At 68.9% G+C, this 16,869-nt stretch carries 17 protein-coding genes and 1 other RNA gene; 8 read left to right on the top strand and 10 right to left on the bottom strand.

Going from position 1 to position 16,869, the window contains the following annotated elements:
* Complete coding sequence (locus tag OXS27_RS18040) at nucleotides 1-2,061, bottom strand: carbon starvation CstA family protein (protein ID WP_267358027.1); 2,061 nt, start codon at nucleotides 2,059-2,061, stop codon at nucleotides 1-3.
* Between the two features lie 216 nt (nucleotides 2,062-2,277).
* On the opposite strand from OXS27_RS18040, the gene OXS27_RS18045 reads away from it, so the two are divergent.
* The 3 genes from OXS27_RS18045 to OXS27_RS18055 are packed head-to-tail and all read left to right on the top strand — an operon-like array spanning nucleotide 2,278 to nucleotide 4,856.
* Nucleotides 2,278-2,475, top strand: a complete 198-nt coding sequence (locus OXS27_RS18045) for a DUF3311 domain-containing protein (RefSeq protein WP_267358029.1) — start codon at nucleotides 2,278-2,280, stop codon at nucleotides 2,473-2,475.
* Complete coding sequence (locus tag OXS27_RS18050; protein ID WP_243922023.1) at nucleotides 2,465-3,955, top strand: sodium:solute symporter; 1,491 nt, start codon at nucleotides 2,465-2,467, stop codon at nucleotides 3,953-3,955. The genes OXS27_RS18045 and OXS27_RS18050 overlap by 11 nt, the downstream gene beginning before the upstream one ends.
* 13 nt (nucleotides 3,956-3,968) lie before the next feature.
* Nucleotides 3,969-4,856 (top strand): NAD(P)-dependent oxidoreductase, encoded by an 888-nt coding sequence (locus tag OXS27_RS18055; RefSeq protein ID WP_267358146.1) that lies wholly within the window; start codon nucleotides 3,969-3,971, stop codon nucleotides 4,854-4,856.
* A 408-nt stretch (nucleotides 4,857-5,264) separates the two neighbouring features.
* Here OXS27_RS18055 and miaA read toward each other — a convergent pair whose 3' ends face one another.
* A complete protein-coding gene (gene miaA / locus OXS27_RS18060) occupies nucleotides 5,265-6,179 on the bottom strand; it encodes a tRNA (adenosine(37)-N6)-dimethylallyltransferase MiaA (RefSeq protein ID WP_267358031.1) in 915 nt (304 codons plus the stop codon).
* Nucleotides 6,180-6,193: 14 nt separating this feature from the next.
* Between miaA and serB the strand changes: the two genes are divergently transcribed.
* On the top strand, nucleotides 6,194-7,087 hold the full coding sequence (gene serB / locus OXS27_RS18065; RefSeq protein WP_267358033.1) for a phosphoserine phosphatase SerB: 894 nt from the start codon (nucleotides 6,194-6,196) through the stop codon (nucleotides 7,085-7,087).
* A 4-nt stretch (nucleotides 7,088-7,091) separates the two neighbouring features.
* Here serB and OXS27_RS18070 read toward each other — a convergent pair whose 3' ends face one another.
* From OXS27_RS18070 to OXS27_RS18100, 7 genes are all read right to left on the bottom strand, one after another.
* Nucleotides 7,092-7,466 carry a hypothetical protein gene (locus OXS27_RS18070; RefSeq protein WP_267358035.1) on the bottom strand — a complete coding sequence of 125 codons (375 nt, stop codon included), beginning with the start codon at nucleotides 7,464-7,466 and terminating at the stop codon, nucleotides 7,092-7,094.
* A gap of 139 nt (nucleotides 7,467-7,605) precedes the next feature.
* Nucleotides 7,606-9,168, bottom strand: coding sequence for a DegQ family serine endoprotease (locus OXS27_RS18075; protein WP_267358037.1), 1,563 nt, complete (start codon nucleotides 9,166-9,168; stop codon nucleotides 7,606-7,608).
* Between the two features lie 108 nt (nucleotides 9,169-9,276).
* A complete protein-coding gene (gene hflC, locus OXS27_RS18080; RefSeq protein WP_243922011.1) occupies nucleotides 9,277-10,233 on the bottom strand; it encodes a protease modulator HflC in 957 nt (318 codons plus the stop codon).
* Nucleotides 10,230-11,414, bottom strand: a complete 1,185-nt coding sequence (gene hflK, locus OXS27_RS18085) for an FtsH protease activity modulator HflK (RefSeq protein ID WP_243922009.1) — start codon at nucleotides 11,412-11,414, stop codon at nucleotides 10,230-10,232. Before hflK ends, hflC begins: the two co-directional genes overlap by 4 nt.
* 283 nt (nucleotides 11,415-11,697) lie before the next feature.
* Nucleotides 11,698-12,189 carry a dihydrofolate reductase gene (locus OXS27_RS18090; protein WP_267358040.1) on the bottom strand — a complete coding sequence of 164 codons (492 nt, stop codon included), beginning with the start codon at nucleotides 12,187-12,189 and terminating at the stop codon, nucleotides 11,698-11,700.
* Nucleotides 12,186-12,980, bottom strand: a complete 795-nt coding sequence (locus tag OXS27_RS18095) for a thymidylate synthase (protein WP_243922005.1) — start codon at nucleotides 12,978-12,980, stop codon at nucleotides 12,186-12,188. The genes OXS27_RS18090 and OXS27_RS18095 overlap by 4 nt, the downstream gene beginning before the upstream one ends.
* Before the next feature lie 79 nt (nucleotides 12,981-13,059).
* On the bottom strand, nucleotides 13,060-13,917 hold the full coding sequence (locus tag OXS27_RS18100) for a CPBP family intramembrane glutamic endopeptidase (protein ID WP_267358043.1): 858 nt from the start codon (nucleotides 13,915-13,917) through the stop codon (nucleotides 13,060-13,062).
* Here OXS27_RS18100 and ssrA point away from each other — a divergent pair.
* The 4 genes from ssrA (at nucleotide 13,909) to OXS27_RS18120 (ending at nucleotide 15,420) form a co-directional block, all read left to right on the top strand.
* Nucleotides 13,909-14,291: a transfer-messenger RNA gene (gene ssrA, locus OXS27_RS18105) on the top strand. The two genes, OXS27_RS18100 and ssrA, sit on opposite strands and share 9 nt — an antisense overlap.
* Before the next feature lie 65 nt (nucleotides 14,292-14,356).
* Nucleotides 14,357-14,983 (top strand): ClpXP protease specificity-enhancing factor SspB, encoded by a 627-nt coding sequence (locus OXS27_RS18110; RefSeq protein ID WP_243922001.1) that lies wholly within the window; start codon nucleotides 14,357-14,359, stop codon nucleotides 14,981-14,983.
* A 37-nt stretch (nucleotides 14,984-15,020) separates the two neighbouring features.
* Nucleotides 15,021-15,233 carry a hypothetical protein gene (locus tag OXS27_RS18115; protein WP_243921998.1) on the top strand — a complete coding sequence of 71 codons (213 nt, stop codon included), beginning with the start codon at nucleotides 15,021-15,023 and terminating at the stop codon, nucleotides 15,231-15,233.
* Between the two features lie 52 nt (nucleotides 15,234-15,285).
* Nucleotides 15,286-15,420: a hypothetical protein gene (locus OXS27_RS18120; RefSeq protein WP_267358045.1), complete on the top strand. Its 135-nt coding sequence runs from the start codon at nucleotides 15,286-15,288 to the stop codon at nucleotides 15,418-15,420.
* On the opposite strand, the gene OXS27_RS18125 is transcribed toward OXS27_RS18120, so the two are convergent.
* The gene (locus OXS27_RS18125; protein WP_267358047.1) at nucleotides 15,417-16,805 is read right to left on the bottom strand and encodes a cytochrome P450; all 1,389 of its coding nucleotides are present in this window, start codon (nucleotides 16,803-16,805) and stop codon (nucleotides 15,417-15,419) included. The two genes, OXS27_RS18120 and OXS27_RS18125, sit on opposite strands and share 4 nt — an antisense overlap.
* Nucleotides 16,806-16,869: the final 64 nt, after the last annotated feature.

The following is a 16,869-nucleotide window of genomic DNA, read 5'->3' on the forward strand; positions in this document are numbered from 1 at the left end:
CTACTCCGCCGGGACCAGGCGCGGCTCGGTCTCCAGCGCGGTCCAGCGATCGGCCCGCCACGCCTTGAGGCAGGCCGCGATGCCGAAGCCCGCGATGGCCACGACGAGGCCGATGAACAGCGCCGCCAGCGCCGCGTCGATCCGGTCGTTGAGGATGATCTGGCTCATCTGGTCGGCATTCTTGGCCGGCGCCAGGATCTTGCCCTCGGCGGCGGCCCCGGCATAGCGCTCGGCATGGGCCAGGAACCCGATCTTCGGATCGGCGGAGAAGATCTTCTGCCAGCCGGCCGTCAGGGTGCACAGGCACAGCCACGCGGTCGGGATGATGGTCACGAACGCGTAGCGCTCGCGCTTCATCTTGAAGATCACCACCGTGCACAAAGTCAGCGCCACCGCGGCCAGCATCTGGTTCGAGATGCCGAACAGCGGCCACAGGGTGTTGATGCCGCCCAGCGGGTCGGTCACGCCTTGGTACAGGAAGTAGCCCCAGGCGCCGACCGAGATCGCGGTCGCCGCGATGCTCGGCCCCCACGAGGTGGTGTTCTTGAACGATGGCACCGCCAGCGCCACGAGATCCTGCACCATGAACCGGCAGGCGCGGGTGCCCGCATCCACCGCGGTGAGGATGAACAGGGCCTCGAACAGGATGGCGAAATGGTACCAGAAGGCCATCATCGCCTTGCCGCCGATGGCCGACGAGATGATGTGGGCCATGCCGACCGCCAGCGTCGGCGCGCCGCCGGCGCGGGAGATGATCGTGTGCTCGCCGACGTCTGCGGCAGTCTGCGCGATCACCTCCGGCGTCGTGGCGAAGCCGAGCTTGGTCACGGCGGCGGCGGCCGTTTCCGGCGTGGTGCCGATGAGCGCCGCGGGCGAGTTCATGGTGAAGTACACGCCCGGGTCGATCACGCAGGCTGAGACCAGCGCCATGATCGCCACGAAGGATTCCATCAGCATGCCGCCGTAGCCGATGAAGCGGGCATCGGCCTCGCTGGCGATCAGCTTCGGGGTGGTGCCCGACGAGATCAGGGCGTGGAAGCCCGAGACCGCGCCGCACGCGATGGTGATGAACAGGAACGGGAACAGGCTGCCCGCCCAGACCGGGCCGGTGCCATCCACGAACTTGGTGACAGCCGGCATCTGCATGTGCGGCGCGACGACCGCGATGCCGAGGGCCAGCCCGACGATGGTGCCGATCTTGAGGAAGGTCGAGAGGTAGTCGCGCGGAGCGAGCAGCAGCCAGACCGGCAGGATCGACGCCACGAAGCCGTAGCCGATCAGCATCCAGCAGAGCTGCGGGCCCGTGAAGGTGAAGGCCGGGCCCCAGACCGGGCTCGCCGCCACCGAGCCGCCGGCCATGATCGCCAGCATCAGCAGGACGAAGCCGAGGATCGAGACCTCGCCGATCTTGCCCGGGCGGATGGTGCGCGAATAGACGCCCATCAGCATGGCGATCGGGATCGTCGACATCACCGTGAAGGTGCCCCAGGGGCTCTCGGCCAGCGCCTTGACGACGATCAGCGCCAGCACGGCGAGCAGGATCACCATGATCAGGAAGGTGCCGAACAGGGCGATGATCCCGGGAATCGTGCCGAGTTCGGCCCGGATCAGCTCGCCGAGCGACCGGCCGTCCCGGCGCATCGACACGAACAGGACCATGAAGTCCTGCACGGCGCCGGCCAGGACCACGCCGGCCAGGATCCACAGCATGCCCGGCAGGTAGCCCATCTGGGCGGCCAGAACCGGGCCGACCAGCGGGCCGGCCCCGGCGATCGCCGCGAAATGGTGGCCAAACAGGACGCCGCGGTTGGTGGGGACGTAGTCGAGCCCGTCATTGTGGCGCACGGCGGGCGTGACCCGTTTCGGATCGAGCCGCATCACCTTGTCGGCGATGAATTGGGAGTAATACCGGTAGGCGATCAGGTAGACGCAGACTGCCGCAACCACGATCCAGAGGGCGTTAATCGTCTCGCCCCGCTGGGTCGCCACGATCGCTAGCGCGGCGGCGCCGAGCGCCCCTATCAGGGCCCAGGGCCCATGCCTGCCGAGCGCCGTACCCATGATGTCCCTCCCGGAGGCCGCATCGAGCTCGGCTGGCTCCCCCGAGCCCCCCGGCCGGGATTCGTGGATCCCGTGCGACAGGACTGGTTTATCCTCTCCACATCCCGTTGACGCAAGCGATCCGAGCTGTGATGCAGCGCATCAGACCGCACGATAAACGCACCGTGTAACAGCGTACATTCGATGCGGACCCGACTTTCTCATCCGAGCCGGACCATGGAAACCAGACGCCGCTCGCCGCTGATGTGGCTCCTGCTGCTGCCCTTCCTGGGGCTCCTCTGGGTGCCGTTCTACAACCAGCGCGATCCGATGCTGTTCGGCTTCCCGTTCTTCTACTGGTACCAGCTGGCCTGGGTGCCGCTGACCTCTATCATTCTCTACGTCGTCTACCGGGCCGTGCGCGATGACCGCTGATCTCGATATCCCGGCGCTGTCGGTCTTCGTCTTCTTCTTCCTGCTCGTGACCGTGATGGGTTTCGTGGCCGCGCGCTGGCGCCGGCCCGAGACCCTCGCCCATCTCGACGAATGGGGCCTGGGTGGGCGCAAGTTCGGCACGTGGATCACGTGGTTCCTGATCGGCGGCGACTTCTACACCGCCTATACGGTCATCGCAGTGCCGGCGCTGGTCTACGCGGTGGGTGCCTACGGCTTCTTCGCCCTGCCCTACACGATCATCGTCTACCCGTTCGTGTTCGCGGTGATGCCGGTCCTGTGGCAGGCCGCCAAGGACAAGGGCTACGTCACGGCGGGCGACGTCGTGTACGGCACCTACGGCTCGCGGGCGCTGGAACTCGCGGTCGCCGTCACCGGCGTGATCGCCACCATGCCCTACATCGCGCTCCAGCTGATCGGCATGGAGGTGGCGATCAAGGCCCTGGGGCTGCACGGCGAGCTGCCGCTGATCGTCGCCTTCCTGGTGCTGGCCTTCTACACCTACTCGTCGGGTCTGCGGGCGCCGGCGCTGATCGCCTTCGTCAAGGACATCATGATCTACATCGTGGTGCTGGTGGCGGTGGCGATCGTGCCCTCGAAGCTCGGCGGCTACGCTGCGGTGTTCGACGCAGCCGACGCCGCCTTCAAGGCCAAGGGCTCGGGCGGCATCCTGCTCAGCCCGGCGCAGATCCTGCCCTACGCCTCGCTGGCGCTCGGCTCGGCGCTCGCGGCCTTCATGTATCCGCACACGCTGACCGGCATCTTCGCCTCCTCGGGCGGCAACACGATCCGCAAGAACGCGGTGCTGCTGCCGGCCTACACGCTGCTCCTCGGGCTGCTCGCCATGCTGGGCTACATGGGCCACGCAGCCGGCCTGAAGGTGACGAGCAACAACGACATCGTGCCCGCCCTGTTCAAGACCCTGTTCCCGGGCTGGTTCGCGGGCTTCGCCTTCGCGGCGATCGCCATCGGCGCCCTGGTGCCGGCGGCGGTGATGTCGATCGGTGCCGCCAACCTGTTCTCGCGCAACGTCTGGAAGGCCTACGTCAACCCGAACGTGACGTCGGCCGGCGAGGCACAGGTCGCCAAGATCACCTCCATGCTGGTCAAGCTCGGCGCGCTGGTGGCGATCCTTGTGCTGCCGACGCAGTTCGCGCTCGATCTCCAGCTGCTCGGCGGCCTGTGGATCCTGCAGACCCTGCCGGCCCTGGTGTTCGGCCTCTACGTCTCGTGGTTCCGGGCACCGGCGCTGCTGGCCGGCTGGGCGGTGGGTTTCGTGGCCGGCAGCCTGATCGCGTGGTCGGACGGCCTGAAGCCCCTGCACAGCCTGACCTTCGGCGACACGAAGCTCACGCTCTATACCGGGCTCCTGGCGCTCGCCGTGAACATCGTCGTGGCGGTGCTGGTGAACGCGGTGCTGACCCTGGGCGGCCGGAATACGGCCGTCGCGGCGGGCCGCTGAGCCCGTCGGAATCCTGTTTGAGGAGAGCACAATGGCGAAGGTCGCATTCCTGGGTCTCGGCGTGATGGGCGGCCCGATGGCGGGCCACCTCGCCAAGAAGGGTGGCCACGACGTCACCGTCTACAACCGCACCACCCCGAAGGCGGAAGCCTGGGTGAAGACCTATGGCGGCGCCTTCGCGCCGACGCCCCGGCAGGCCGTCGAGGGCGCCGAGATCGTGTTCGCCTGCGTGGGCAACGACGACGACCTGCGCAGCGTCGTGCTGGGCGATGACGGGGCGCTCGCCGGCATGAAGTCCGGTGCGATCTTCGTGGACCACACCACGGCCTCGGCCGAGGTCGCGCGGGAACTTGCCGCCGCGGCCGAGGCGAAGGGCGTCGGCTTCATTGACGCCCCGGTCTCCGGCGGCCAGGCGGGCGCCGAGAACGGCGTGCTCACCGTGATGTGCGGCGGCGAGGCCGCGACCTACGCCAAGGTCGAGGGCGCGATCGGATCCTTCGCCCGGGCCTGCCGGCTGATGGGCCCGGTGGGCTCCGGGCAGCTCACCAAGATGGTCAATCAGATCTGCATCGCCGGTCTGGTCCAGGGCCTGTCGGAGGGGGTTCACTTCGCCAAGCGGGCCGGCCTCGACGTCGAGGCGGTGCTCGACGTGATCTCCAAGGGGGCCGCCGGCTCCTGGCAGATGGAGAATCGCGGCAAGACCATGAACCAGGGCAAGTTCAACTTCGGCTTCGCGGTCGACTGGATGCGCAAGGACCTCGGGATCCTGCTGGACGAGGCCCGCCGCAACGGGGCGAAGCTCCCGGTCTCGGCGCTGGTCGACCAGTTCTACGCCGAGGTGCAGGCCATGGGCGGCAACCGCTGGGACACGTCGAGCCTCGTGGCGCGGCTGGAGCGCTGAGTTTTTTCGCACTTCAGAAGGCCGGGGAACCCGCACGGCAATCCAGACCCTGCCACAGCCCCTCCCTCCCCCTCTGCGGGCTACGGTCTTCACACATCTCAGGCTAAGGCGCGGGTTGCCCTCTCCCCGCGGGCGGGGAGAGGGCCGCACGGACCTCGTCGTCCGTGCGGGAAGCGGAGGCGAAGCCGCAGCGGCGGTGAGGGGCGGCTCCGGAAAAGACTCCTCCGTTCGTGCCCCCCTCACCTTCGGCTGCCGCCTCGCTCCGGCGACGCCAAGGTCGCCGGAGCCCTCTCCCCGCAAGCGGGGCGAGGGGATCACCCGGCTGGAACGTTGCAGCCGAATCCAGAGCGGCAGAGCGCTGTGTGAATCCGGTAGCCCCTGTCCGGAGGCGGGCGTTTCACGGCACGTTCACAGCTCAACCTGGGCCGCCCCCGGATCCATCCAGCGCCAGCCCTCCCCCATCTGGTGGCGGAACCACGTGAACTGGCGCTTTGCGTAGGCGCGCGTATCCGCCTGCCCCCGAAGAATCGCGTCTTCGAGGCTCACCGCCCCGTCGAGATGGGCGATCAGGCCCGGCACCCCGTGGGCGCGCATCACCGGCAGCATCGGGTCCAGGCTTCGCGACCGCAAGCGGGCGACCTCATCCAGCGCGCCCTCCGCGATCATGGTTCGGAACCGGGCATCGATTCGGGCGCGCAGCACCGCGCGATCGGGCGCCAGGAAGATCTTTTCGAGGTTCCATCCGGCCAGCGGACCGGGAACGGGATCGCCGTAGAAGCTCGCGATCGGGCGTCCGGTGGCGAAGAAGATCTCTAGGGCGCGCATCACGCGCATCCGGTCGCTTGGGCGTAGGCGTGCCGCCCCCTCGGGATCGTGCCGGGCGAGGTCGGCGTGCAGCGCCTCGGTCGGGCGCCCCTCCGCCGCGCCCCGCACCTGGGCGCGCACCGCTTCGGGCACGGGCGGCAGCTCCGAAAACCCCTGCTCCAGCGCCCGGAAATACAGGCCCGTTCCGCCCACGAAGACCGGCAACCGTCCGTCCAGGGTCAGGAGCAGCGCCGTCGCAGCCCGGGAGAAATGCCCCACGGAATAATTCACGGCGCCGTCGACATGGCCATAGAGCCGGTGGGGCACCCGCGCTTCCTCGTCGGGATCGGGCCGGGCGGTCAGACGCCGGAGGTCGGCGTAGACCTGCATGGAATCGGTGTTGATCACCACGCCGCCGTGACGCTCCGCCAGCCGGGCGGCGAGCGCCGACTTGCCCGAGGCGGTGGGCCCTGCGATGAGGATCGCCGCCGGGCGCCCCCCGGCCTCTCGGTCTGGCAAGGCGAACCTCCACGATGCTGGTCGCGGTCCTGATAGCAAACCCGGATCGGCCGTCCATCACCGACGCGGTGCTGGCCGAGACACGCACGGTGCTGCGGACGGAGCACCAGCCCCGGATCCTGCACGGTGAGGTCGCGGCCGAGTTGCTGGTGCCCGGGGAGCAAGCGGCTGCAGCGGCCCTGACCGACGCACTGCGGACGGCGCTGGCCGGGGAGCCGATCGACCTTGCGGTGCTGCCGGCCGATGCGCATCGGCGCAAGCGCCTGTTTCTGGCCGACATGGATTCCACCATGATCGAACAGGAATGCATCGACGAGCTCGCCGGGACCCTCGGCCTTAAGGACCACGTGGCGGCGATCACCGAGCGGGCGATGCGGGGCGAGATCGCCTTCGAGCCCGCGCTCCGGGAGCGCGTCGCGCTCCTGAAGGACATTCCGGTCGATGCGGTCGACGGGCTGATCGCCGAGCAATTGAGCCTCACGCCGGGCGGTCCCGCGCTGGTGCGGACCCTGCGGGCACACGGCGCCCGGACCTGTCTCGTCTCCGGCGGCTTCACCCTGTTCACCGGCCCGATCGCCGCGATGATCGGCTTCCACGAGCATCGCTCCAATGTGCTGGGTGTGGCGGACGGCCGCCTGACCGGCACGGTCGAGGATCCGATCGTCGGCAAGGCGGAGAAGCGTGCGACGCTGATCGAACTGCGCGGCGCCCTCGGCCTCGACGCTGCCGACACGCTCGCGGTCGGTGACGGCGCCAACGACCTCGATATGCTGGCCGAGGCTGGCCTCGGCGTGGCGTTCCGGGCCAAGCCCGCGGTGGCCGCCGCGGCACAGGTCCGCGTCGAGCACGGCGACCTCACCGCGCTCCTGTACCTGCAGGGCTACGCGGCGGCGGAATTCGTGGGGTGAACGCTCAGTGGATGGTCGGGGTCAGGGCGACCACGGCGCCCAGCACGGCCAGCGTCTGAAAGCCGATCGCGCCGACGAGCCAGCGCACCGTCTCGACCTTGGCGGCGGCGATGGCGCCCTTCACGGCTTCGATGTCGGCTTTGGTTGTAAGCCGCAGCGCCTCGATGTCAGCTCGGGTCTGGACCTTCAGGGTCTCAACCTCACTTCGAACGCGTTGGATATCCGCCTGCACGTCGTGGATGTCGGCCTTCGTGGCGAGATTTCCGTCGAAGACATCGACCAGTGCGTCGGCCAAGCCCTCGGCCTGCTCCGGCGACAGCTTCGCCTTATCGCGCAAGGCGCGGGCGAACTTCAGGGTATCGAAGGCGACGGCTGACATAGGCCCAGGACCATCCGAGCCGCACCGACTCGCCGGATCAGTGTGCCGCCCCGCAGCGCCCCGTCAATGCGGCGCCCCGAATGCAAAAGGCCGCCGCTTCTCGCGAAGCGACGGCCTTTGATCCTGCGTGAGAGCCCGCTCAGTCCAGCCCGACCGCCACGAAGCGCACGTCGCCCGTCGCGCTCGCCACCAGCAGCAGCACCGACTTGCGCCCGTCCTTCTTCAGGGCATCGATCCGCTTGGTCACGTCGGCGGGTGTGCTCACCGCCTCCTGGCCGACTTCGACGATCACCTCGCCCGGCTGGATCCGCTTGTCGGCCGCCGTCGAGTTCGGATCGACCCGGGTGACGACCACGCCCTTCACGGTGTCCTTGATGGAGTACTTCTTGCGCAGATCGTCGGTCATGCCGGACAGGTTGAGGCCCAGCGCCTGACGCGTGGCGCTCTCAGGCTCGGGCTGGCGCAGGTTGGCAGGCTGCGGCTTGTCGCTGTCCTCCAGACGGCCGAGGGTGACGGGCTTGGTCACCTCCTCGCCCTTGCGCATGACGATCACATCGACCTTCTGCCCCACCGGGGTGGAGGCCACGATCCGCGGCAGGTCACCGGAGGCCTTCACGGGCGTGCCGTTGAACTTCAGGATCACGTCGCCGACCTCGATCCCGGCGGTCTTGGCCGGGCCCTTTTCGTCGACGCCGGCGACCAGGGCGCCCCGGGCCCCACCCTTGAGGTTCAGCGCCTCGGCAGTGGCATCGTCGACGTTCTGGATGCGCACGCCGAGCCAGCCGCGGCGAACCTCGCCGAACTCGCGGAGCTGGTCGATCACCGGCTTGGCGGTATCCGAGGGGACGGCGAAGCCGATGCCGACCGAGCCGCCGGTGGGCGACAGGATCGCCGTGTTGATGCCGATCACCTCGCCGTCCATATTGAACAGCGGACCGCCGGAATTGCCCTTGTTGATGGCCGCGTCGGTCTGGATGTAGTTGTCATACGGGCCGGACTCGATGTTCCGGCCCCGGGCCGAGACGATGCCGGCCGAGACCGAGCCGCCCAGCCCGAACGGGTTGCCGATGGCGATCACCCAGTCGCCCGGCCGCATCTTGTCCGAGTCGCCGAACGGCACCGCTTTCAGCGGCCGGTCGGCTGTGGGCTTCACGCGAAGTACCGCGAGATCAATCTTCGAATCCTTGCCGACGATCTCGGCCTTCAGCTTGGTGCCGTCGTGCAGGATCACCTGGATGTCGTTGGCATCGCCGATGACGTGGTTGTTGGTCACCACGAGCCCGGAGGCGTCGATGATGAAGCCGGAGCCCAGCGAGTTCGACTTGCGCTGCTGGCGCGGCGTGTCGTTGTCGCCCCGCTCGCCGCCGCCGCCTCCCCGACCGCCGCGGCGATTGAAGAATTCCTCGAACAGATCCTCGAACGGCGTGCCCGGGGGCACCTGAGGTCCGGCGCGGCTGCCGCCGCGTGCTTCGACCGTCGTGGAGGCGGAGATATTCACCACCGCATCGGTCACTTGATCGGCAAGGTCGGCGAGCGAGGCCGGCCCCTTGGCGAAGGCCGGGATCGGCAGCCCCGCCGTCACCACGGAGGCGCCCACGAGGACCGCCGCCATCAGGCTGCGGGCGCGGGAACGGGCCAGGATACGGGGCTGCGCCTTGGCGCGGCCGAAGGGCACCACGGGGGGGCGCGCGACGGGGTGCATAATCGACCTCTTCAAAACCGCGTTTCCGGCTCCGCGGATCCCTGACCGGAGATCAGGGTCCGCGTGTTGTCGCACTCAGTAATCCCGGGGGCCGGGACGCCGACACGCTCAGCGTGCGGCGCCCGCGGTGGATCCGGTGGTCGCGTTCGGATCGGCAGGGCGCGGGGGACGCGTTGCCGCGGCGCGGCCCTGCGGATCGCTGAAGTAGCGGAAGAAGTCCGTGTTCGGACTGATCACGAGGCGCGTGTCCGATCCCTTCAACCCAACCTCGTAGGCCTGCATCGACCGGTAGAAGCTGAAGAAGTCCGGGTCCTTTCCGAACGCCTCGGCGAGGATCCGGTTCTTGTCTGCGTCACCCTGACCGCGCAGCTGCTCGGATTTCTGGGTCGCCTCGGCGAGGATCACCGTGACCTCGCGGTCGGCCTTGGCACGGATCGTGGCGGCGATCTGATCGCCATTGGCGCGGATGTCGGCGGCCTCGCGCTCGCGCTCGGTCTTCATCCGCTTGTAGACCGCGGCCGAGTTCTGCGCTGGCAGATCGACGCGGGTCATGCGCAGATCGACGATCTCGATGCCGAGCGCCTTGGCCTGCCGATTCACGTCCTCCTGGATCTGGTGCATCAGCTGGCCGCGATCGGTCTTCACGATGGCGTCGCGGGTCGAGCGGGCCAGCACGTTGCGCAGACCGGAATTCGTGAAGCTCGCGAGCCGCTGGTTGGCCAGCCCGATATTGCCCACCGCTTGGTAGAAGCGCAGCGGATCGAGAATCCGGTAGCGGGCGAAGGCGTCCACCTCCAGGTTCTGCCGGTCGGCGGTGAGCACCGTCTGCACCGGCAGGTCGAGGTCGAGCACGCGCTTGTCGAAGATCACGACGTTCTCGACGAACGGCACCTTGAAGTAGAGCCCGGGCTTCTCCTCGCCGGTGGCGTTGAGCACGGCGCGGACCCGGCCGAATTGCAGGACGAGCGCCTGCTGCATCTGGCCGACAGTGAAGATCGAGGCGTAGAGCCCGATCGCGACGATCGCGGCGACCGCGATCAGGCCGGTGCGGAGAGCCTGCTTCATCGGGCAGCTCCCGTCTGGGTCTGGGCCCGGGCGCCGAACTCCGAGAGCGGCAGCACCGGCAGCACGCCGGCCGCCGTCGCGGCACCCGGCTGTGTCCCGTTCTGGTCGATGATCACCTTGTTCACGGAGCCCAGAACCTTCTCCATCGTCTCCAGGAAGATCCGCTCGCGGCTGATCGCCGGGGCGGCCTTGTAGGAGGCGTAGACCTCGCTGAAGCGCGCCGCCTGGCCGGTGGCATCGGCGGTCGCCTTGGTCCGGTAGGCCTCAGCCTGCTGGACGATCTGCGACGCCTTTCCGCGCGCCTGCGGGACCTCACGGCTGGCGTAGGTCTTGGCCTCGTTCTGCGCCGTATCGGCGTCCTGCTGGGCGGCGTTCACGTCGATGAAGGCCGGGCGCACCTCGGGCGGCGGGTTCACCGAAACGAGCTGCACCACCTCGATGCGCACGCCGGCGCCGTACTCGTCCAGCGCCTTCTGGACCATCTCCTTGACCTCCTGGGCGATGCTCGACTGCTCGTTGGTCAGGATCGCCTGGATGTTGCGGCGGCCGATCACCTCACGCATCGCGCTCTCGGAGATCGCCTTGATGGTGCCCTCGGGGTTCTGAAGGTTGAACACGAAGTCGGACGCCTTCAGCGGGTTGACCCGCCACTGCACTTCGAAGTCGAGATCGACGATGTTCTCGTCGCCGGTGAGCATCAGGCTCTCGTCCGGCACGTCGCGATTGCGGCCCTGGCCGCCGGGCCCGGCGCGGAAGCCGATCTGGATCGAATTCTGCGATCCGACGTCAGGCTTGACCACGCCGCCGATCGGATAGGGGAAGTTGTAGCGCAGGCCTTCGCCCTTGGTGCCGACATAGCGGCCGAAGATCGTCTCGATGCCGACCTGACGCGGGTAGACCGTGTAGAAGCCGGTCGCGAGCCAGACCGCGACGGCGAGCGCCGCGATCACCGCCGCGCTACGACCGCCGCCGAGGCCAGTCGAGCCGCCGCCGCCATAGCCGCTGGAGCCGCCACCGCCCGGGATCAGGCCGCGCAGCCGGTCCTGCCCGCGCCGGAGCAGATCCTCAAGGTTCGGCGGGGTCTTACCGCCGTTGCCCCACGGGCCGCCACCGCCGTTGCCGCCGTTCCCGCCGGGCCGGCCCCAGGGGCCTCCGCCGCCGCTCTGATTGCTCCAAGGCATCCTAGCCGTCGTCTCCCGCCTGTCCGCGCCCGACTTTCATGCCAGCCGGCGCCCCTTGCCTAAACGGCCACGCTCGCCCGCCTAGTCCCGCCGATCCGGGTCGATAGCCGGGCGACCTGGGCCTGTCGGAGGCCTAAGAGCCTGCACGCGCGCATCTTCCTGTAAGATGTGCAAGCCCGACGTGAGCACGCGCACCTGACAGGCACCTGCGGGCGCACGCCCCGTGCTGTCAAGGCTGGCAGGTGGGCATCCCGGCCCCCAAAGGCAAATGCGGCCGCGCGCCTCAGCGCACGCGTTCCCAATCCACGAACGCGAACGCGTGCTCGTCGCGTGGGCCGGCGGGGTGCGCCTCGCGAAACGTCTCACGGAACCGGGCTCGGTCGAAGGACGGGAATCGCACGTCGCCTTGGGGCTCAGCCGCAACCTCGGTCAGATAAAGCCGATCGGCCTGCGGCAGGGTCAGGGTGTAGATCTCCGCGCCGCCCACCACCATCAGCTCCGAGCCGGACGCGGCCGCCAGTGCGGATTCCCAGTCGTGAACGACTTCGACGCCCTCGGCCCAGAAGGCGCGGTCGCGGGTCAGGACGAGCGTACGGCGGCCCGGCAGCGGTCGGCCGATCGAGTCCCAGGTCCGGCGGCCCATCAGCATCGGCTTGCCCATGGTGAGCGCCTTGAACCGCTTCAGGTCGCTAGATAGGTGCCAGGCGAGGCCGTTGTCGCGGCCGATCACGCCGTTGCGGGCGACGGCAGCGACCAGGGAGACGATCGGTCTCATACCGCCACCGGCGCCGCGATGGCCGGGTGCGGGTCGTAGTTCTCGATGGCAATGTCCTCGTACCGGAATGCTAACAGGTCCCGCACCGCCGGATTCAGCCGCAGCTGCGGCAGCGGACGCGGCTCCCGGGCCAGCAGGGTGCGGGTCTGCTCCAGGTGGTTCCGGTAGAGATGCGCATCGCCGAAGGTGTGAACGAAGTCGCCGACCCCGAGGCCTGTCACCTGCGCGATCATGTGGGTTAGGAGCGCGTAGCTCGCGATGTTGAACGGCACACCCAGGAAGGCGTCGGCCGAGCGCTGGTAGAGCTGGCAGGAGAGCCGCCCCTCGCTCACGTAGAATTGGAACAGGCAGTGGCAGGGGGCGAGCGCCATCCGGTCGAGATCGGCGGGGTTCCAGGCCGAGACGATCAGGCGGCGTGAATCCGGGTTGCGCCGGATCTCGTCGAGCACCCAGGCGATCTGATCGACCGTGCCGCCGTCGGGCTTCTGCCAGGAGCGCCACTGCTTGCCGTAAACCGGGCCAAGGTCGCCGTGCGCGTCGGCCCACTCGTCCCAGATCGTCACGCCGTTCGCCCTAAGCGCGGCCACATTGGTGTCGCCGGCCAGGAACCACAGCAGCTCGTGGATGATCGAGCGCAGGTGGAGGCGCTTCGTGGTGACCAGGGGGAAGCCGGCCGACAGGTCGAAGCGCATCTGGTGGCCGAACACCGAGAGCGTGCCGGTGCCGGTGCGGTCCTCCTTGGCGGCGCCCGAGTCGAGGATGCGCCGGAGCAGGTCGTGATAAGCGTCCATCCGCCATTCCTGCGCGCGACCGGGCCGCCGGGCAAGCGCGCCGGCAGCATCTATGCACCGCCGTCGCGCACCCGGGTGATCAGCTCGGCCAGAGCAGATAGGTCACGAGCGCGAGGTTCGACCAGCCGTGCAGGGCGATGCCGGGCCAGAGGCGCCCGGTCCGCCAGCGCAGCCAGCCGAGGGCCAGGGCCAGCGGCAGCAGCGAGACCGGCCGGGCGAGCCCCCAAGACGACACGTGGGCGGCGGCGAAGATCAGAGCGGTGACCAAGATCGCCGCCACGGGCCCGACGGCGGCCTGGGCGCGGGCGAAGGCCTCGCCGCGCAGCAGCAGCTCCTCGGCCACCGGAGCCAGGATCGTGAGATAGGCGAGCCACGCCGCCACCGCGGCCTGGCTCATGAAGGGCGACAGCCGCACGTGCTGGCCGAAACTCGCGCCGAACAGCTCGGCCGTTCCGGTCACCCACACGATGTGCAGCACCGGCCAGACCAGCAGGATCCCCAGAAGGAGGACGGGTCGCATACCGTTCGGGCGCTCGCGGTCGAGAGCGAGGCGGCGGCGCCACCCGGCCCGGTCCCGCAACCACGCCCCGCCGATGACCAGAAGGGCGAGGAAGACCTGCCGCAGGGCGTCGACCGCGAACGCCCGGTGAGCGAGTTCCACCGCGCCGAGGAACGGGCGCCGCTCCGGCGGCAAGAACGGGTCGATCCCGTTCCACAGATCGAACCCGACGCGCACGGCGGCGAGCGAGAGCAGGCTCGCCGCGCCGAGATAGAGGACCACGAGGCCGATCAGCGCCCCGAGGCGCCAAGTCGCGGACCAGATCCGGTCGAGACGGCCGCGCCGATCTGGCCCGCGAGCGCGGGACTGCGCACTTCCGGCAACAGCCTCGCCCGGAGGCGCGATAAGAGGCGGTGGCGCGACACGATCGGGCTTCAAAACCGGACCGATCCCCTCTATATCTCGGGAGCCGGTCGCGAGGCCGGCTATGGCGATAAACGTTCTTCGCAATAAACCTATCGGACCCGGGGGCGGTACCCGGCGCCTCCACCTGAACCCAGGACATGCTGCCGCAAGGCGCGTCGTCAGAAGCCTGGGCTCCGGCGGGGGCGACATAGGATCGACGAGGGCGTAAAGGGTGGACTTTCGCTCGGCATGGTTCCGCCGTTATCGGGCCTTTGCAAGAGTTGCCAACGACAACTTTGCTCCGGTGGCGGTGGCCGCGTAAGCGGTTCCCAATACCGACTTGAAGACCTAGCGGGTAGCACCGCATAGGCGGGGTTCGGAGGCACCTGGCACCAGAAGCTTCCACTCCAAGTCCTCGGTCCGGCCATCTGCGGCGGGGCGCCGGGCAGACCGGGCGAGAGCGCAACCGCTGATGGCAGACGACCTGATCCGCTACGATCTCCTGGTACAGGACGCCCTGCGTGGCGTCGTGCGCAAGGTGCTGACCGACGCGGCCCGCGAGGGGCTGATGGGCGAGCACCATTTCTACGTCTCGTTCCGGACGGAGGCGCCCGGCGTGCGGATGTCGCAGGCTCTGCGCGAGAAGTACCCGCAGGACATGACGATCGTCCTGCAGCACCAGTTCTGGGACCTCAACGTCACCGAGCACGCCTTCGAGGTCGGCCTGTCCTTCTCGGGCGTGCCGGAGCGGCTGCTGGTTCCGTTCGACGCCCTGTCGGGCTTCTTCGACCCCTCCGTGCAGTTCGGGCTGAAGTTCGATCTGAGCGAGGCCGGCGAGGCGCCCGAGGAGGCGAACGCCACTCCGGCCAAGACGGGCCCGCGCGGGGCTGGTTCCGAGCCCGGCGAGGTTCGCCCCAAGAGTCCTGGGCTCGCCACGATCGGCGCGGCGGCTCCGAAGGGCCTGCCGGCCCCCGCGGCGGCGAGCGACAAGGGCTCACCCAAGCCGGACGAGAAAGCGCCCCGCCCCGCCGCCAAGAAGGAGGGCGAGGAAGCCGGCGCCGAGGTCGTGAGCCTGGACGCGTTCCGCAAGAAGAGCTGAACCGGCCGGGCCGAATCACCGGCCCGGGGATTCAGGGGTGAACGAGGGTAGTGCGCAGCCGGGTTTGTGGGTGAACAAGTGGAAGCACCGCGCCACGTGCTTCAACGAGGGGCGGAAGCTGGCCGCGACCCTGTTTAATTCTTCGGCCATCGCCACGATCGGCATCGCGGTCATCACCCCCCTAGCGCAACGGCATCTGGATCTACTCTCAGATGGTGGTTGGACTTTGCTGATCGCCGCAATCGTCTAACATTTGATAGGTCAAATCATGATCAGGTTCCTGCGGCAGGAGGAATGATCGCATGACCCAAGCTTATGCCAACCAGATTCTTGCGCTGGCCCTTGGGATGTCCGCCCTCGGCCTCGGCGGTGTCTTCATTGCATCGCGGCTTTACGACCGTAAAACCCGTCAGCTTGAGGCACGGCGGGGCGATTAGCCCCGTCCCTCGGCCTCCATGCGCAGCCCATGCTCCGGCCGCAGCGTCACCCGATGGAGCGGCGTAACCGGCGGGTGATCGGCCGGGAGGTGGAACCGCACCGCCCGCACGATGTGCGCCAGCAGGATCACCGCCTCCTGAACGGAAAAACTCTGCCCGATGCAGACCCGCGGCCCTGCCCCGAACGGCAGGTAGGTGAAGCGTGCGATGCTGTCGCGATTCTCAGGGAGGAACCGCTCCGGCACGAAGGCCTCCGGGTCGTTCCAGAGCAACTGGTGGCGGTGAAGCACCCAAGGGGCAACCATCACCAGCGAGCCCCGCGGCACCTTGATCCGGCCGAACCGGTCGTCCCGCACCGCCTGCCGGCTGAGGAACGGCACCGGCGGGAACAGGCGCATCGCCTCCTCGATCACCGCCCGCGTGTAGGGCAGCCGCTCCACCGAGAAGTCCCCCGGCCCGGCAGCGTCGACCTCGGCCTCGATCCGCGCCTGGGCGTCTGGATCCTGCGACAGGCAGTAGAGCGTCCAGGTCAGGGAGTTGGCGGTGGTCTCGTGGCCGGCGGCGATGAAGGTGACGATGTTGGCCTTCACCGCGAGATCCGAGAGGCCGTTGCCGGTCTCGGGATCCTGCGCGGCCAGCAGCAGCGTCAGCAGATCCCGTGGCGCCTCATCCTGCGCCATCAGCGCCTTGCGCCGGGCGATCAGCTCGTCGACCACCTCGGCGAAGAAGCGCCCCGCCGGGCGCGCCCGCAGCCGGCCGATCCGCGGCACGAAATCGGGCACGCCGAATACGTCGAGCGGGTCGATCGGCCCCACCGCTTCCAGAAAGCGCGTGATGGCACGGCCCAGCGCGTCCGGATCGCTCGGCAGGCCATGCGTGAAGATCGTCCGCTCCAGCACGTCCAACGTGACGCGGGTCATCTCCAGGGCGACGTCGACCGGCTTACCGGCCCGGCGGGCGAGGCGCCGGCCGAGGCGCGCGCCGGCTGCGTTCATCGCGTCAGAAAAGCCCTGGACGGTGCGGGCGTTGAAGATCGGCGCCAGCGTCCGGCGCTGAAGCCGCCACTCGTCGCCCTCGGCGCTGAGCAGGCCGTTGCCGAGCCCGGGGGCGAGAACCCGGCGCTGGAGATCGTCCTTGCGGTAATTCTCGGCGTTCTCGATCAGCACGTACCGAATCAGCGCCGGGTCGCTCACCAGGGTGATCCGGCCCATCGCACCCTCGGCCGCCACCACCGGCAGCTTGAAATGCGCGTCCATCCAAGTGGTGATCGGGTTCTTCCGCGCCGCCCGCAGGAACGCGAACAGGCCGAGCGGCTCCTTGAGCGGAGGCGGCACGGTGGGACGGAACCGGGTGGCGGGTTCGGGCAGGTCGATCGTTGCGCTCATCGGCTCCTTCCGGCGGGTACAGAGCCCCGCCCTTGTCGGTGCGCCGGCACAAACCGGCATCGCG

Origin of the sequence: Methylobacterium sp. GC_Met_3 (assembly GCF_026540775.1) — a bacterium.
GTDB lineage: Bacteria > Pseudomonadota > Alphaproteobacteria > Rhizobiales > Beijerinckiaceae > Methylobacterium.

Bases quoted from the DNA above. Each gene is read 5' to 3' on its own strand.
- OXS27_RS18040 (WP_267358027.1), bottom strand. From the start codon at position 2,061: ATGGGTACGGCGCTCGGCAGGCATGGGCCCTGGGCCCTGATAGGGGCG.
- OXS27_RS18045 (WP_267358029.1), top strand. From the start codon at position 2,278: ATGGAAACCAGACGCCGCTCGCCGCTGATGTGGCTCCTGCTGCTGCCC.
- OXS27_RS18050 (WP_243922023.1), top strand. From the start codon at position 2,465: ATGACCGCTGATCTCGATATCCCGGCGCTGTCGGTCTTCGTCTTCTTC.
- serB (WP_267358033.1), top strand. From the start codon at position 6,194: ATGCTGGTCGCGGTCCTGATAGCAAACCCGGATCGGCCGTCCATCACC.
- OXS27_RS18070 (WP_267358035.1), bottom strand. From the start codon at position 7,466: ATGTCAGCCGTCGCCTTCGATACCCTGAAGTTCGCCCGCGCCTTGCGC.
- OXS27_RS18075 (WP_267358037.1), bottom strand. From the start codon at position 9,168: ATGCACCCCGTCGCGCGCCCCCCCGTGGTGCCCTTCGGCCGCGCCAAG.
- hflC (WP_243922011.1), bottom strand. From the start codon at position 10,233: ATGAAGCAGGCTCTCCGCACCGGCCTGATCGCGGTCGCCGCGATCGTC.
- hflK (WP_243922009.1), bottom strand. From the start codon at position 11,414: ATGCCTTGGAGCAATCAGAGCGGCGGCGGAGGCCCCTGGGGCCGGCCC.
- OXS27_RS18090 (WP_267358040.1), bottom strand. From the start codon at position 12,189: ATGAGACCGATCGTCTCCCTGGTCGCTGCCGTCGCCCGCAACGGCGTG.
- OXS27_RS18095 (WP_243922005.1), bottom strand. From the start codon at position 12,980: ATGGACGCTTATCACGACCTGCTCCGGCGCATCCTCGACTCGGGCGCC.
- OXS27_RS18110 (WP_243922001.1), top strand. From the start codon at position 14,357: ATGGCAGACGACCTGATCCGCTACGATCTCCTGGTACAGGACGCCCTG.
- OXS27_RS18120 (WP_267358045.1), top strand. From the start codon at position 15,286: ATGACCCAAGCTTATGCCAACCAGATTCTTGCGCTGGCCCTTGGGATG.
- OXS27_RS18125 (WP_267358047.1), bottom strand. From the start codon at position 16,805: ATGAGCGCAACGATCGACCTGCCCGAACCCGCCACCCGGTTCCGTCCC.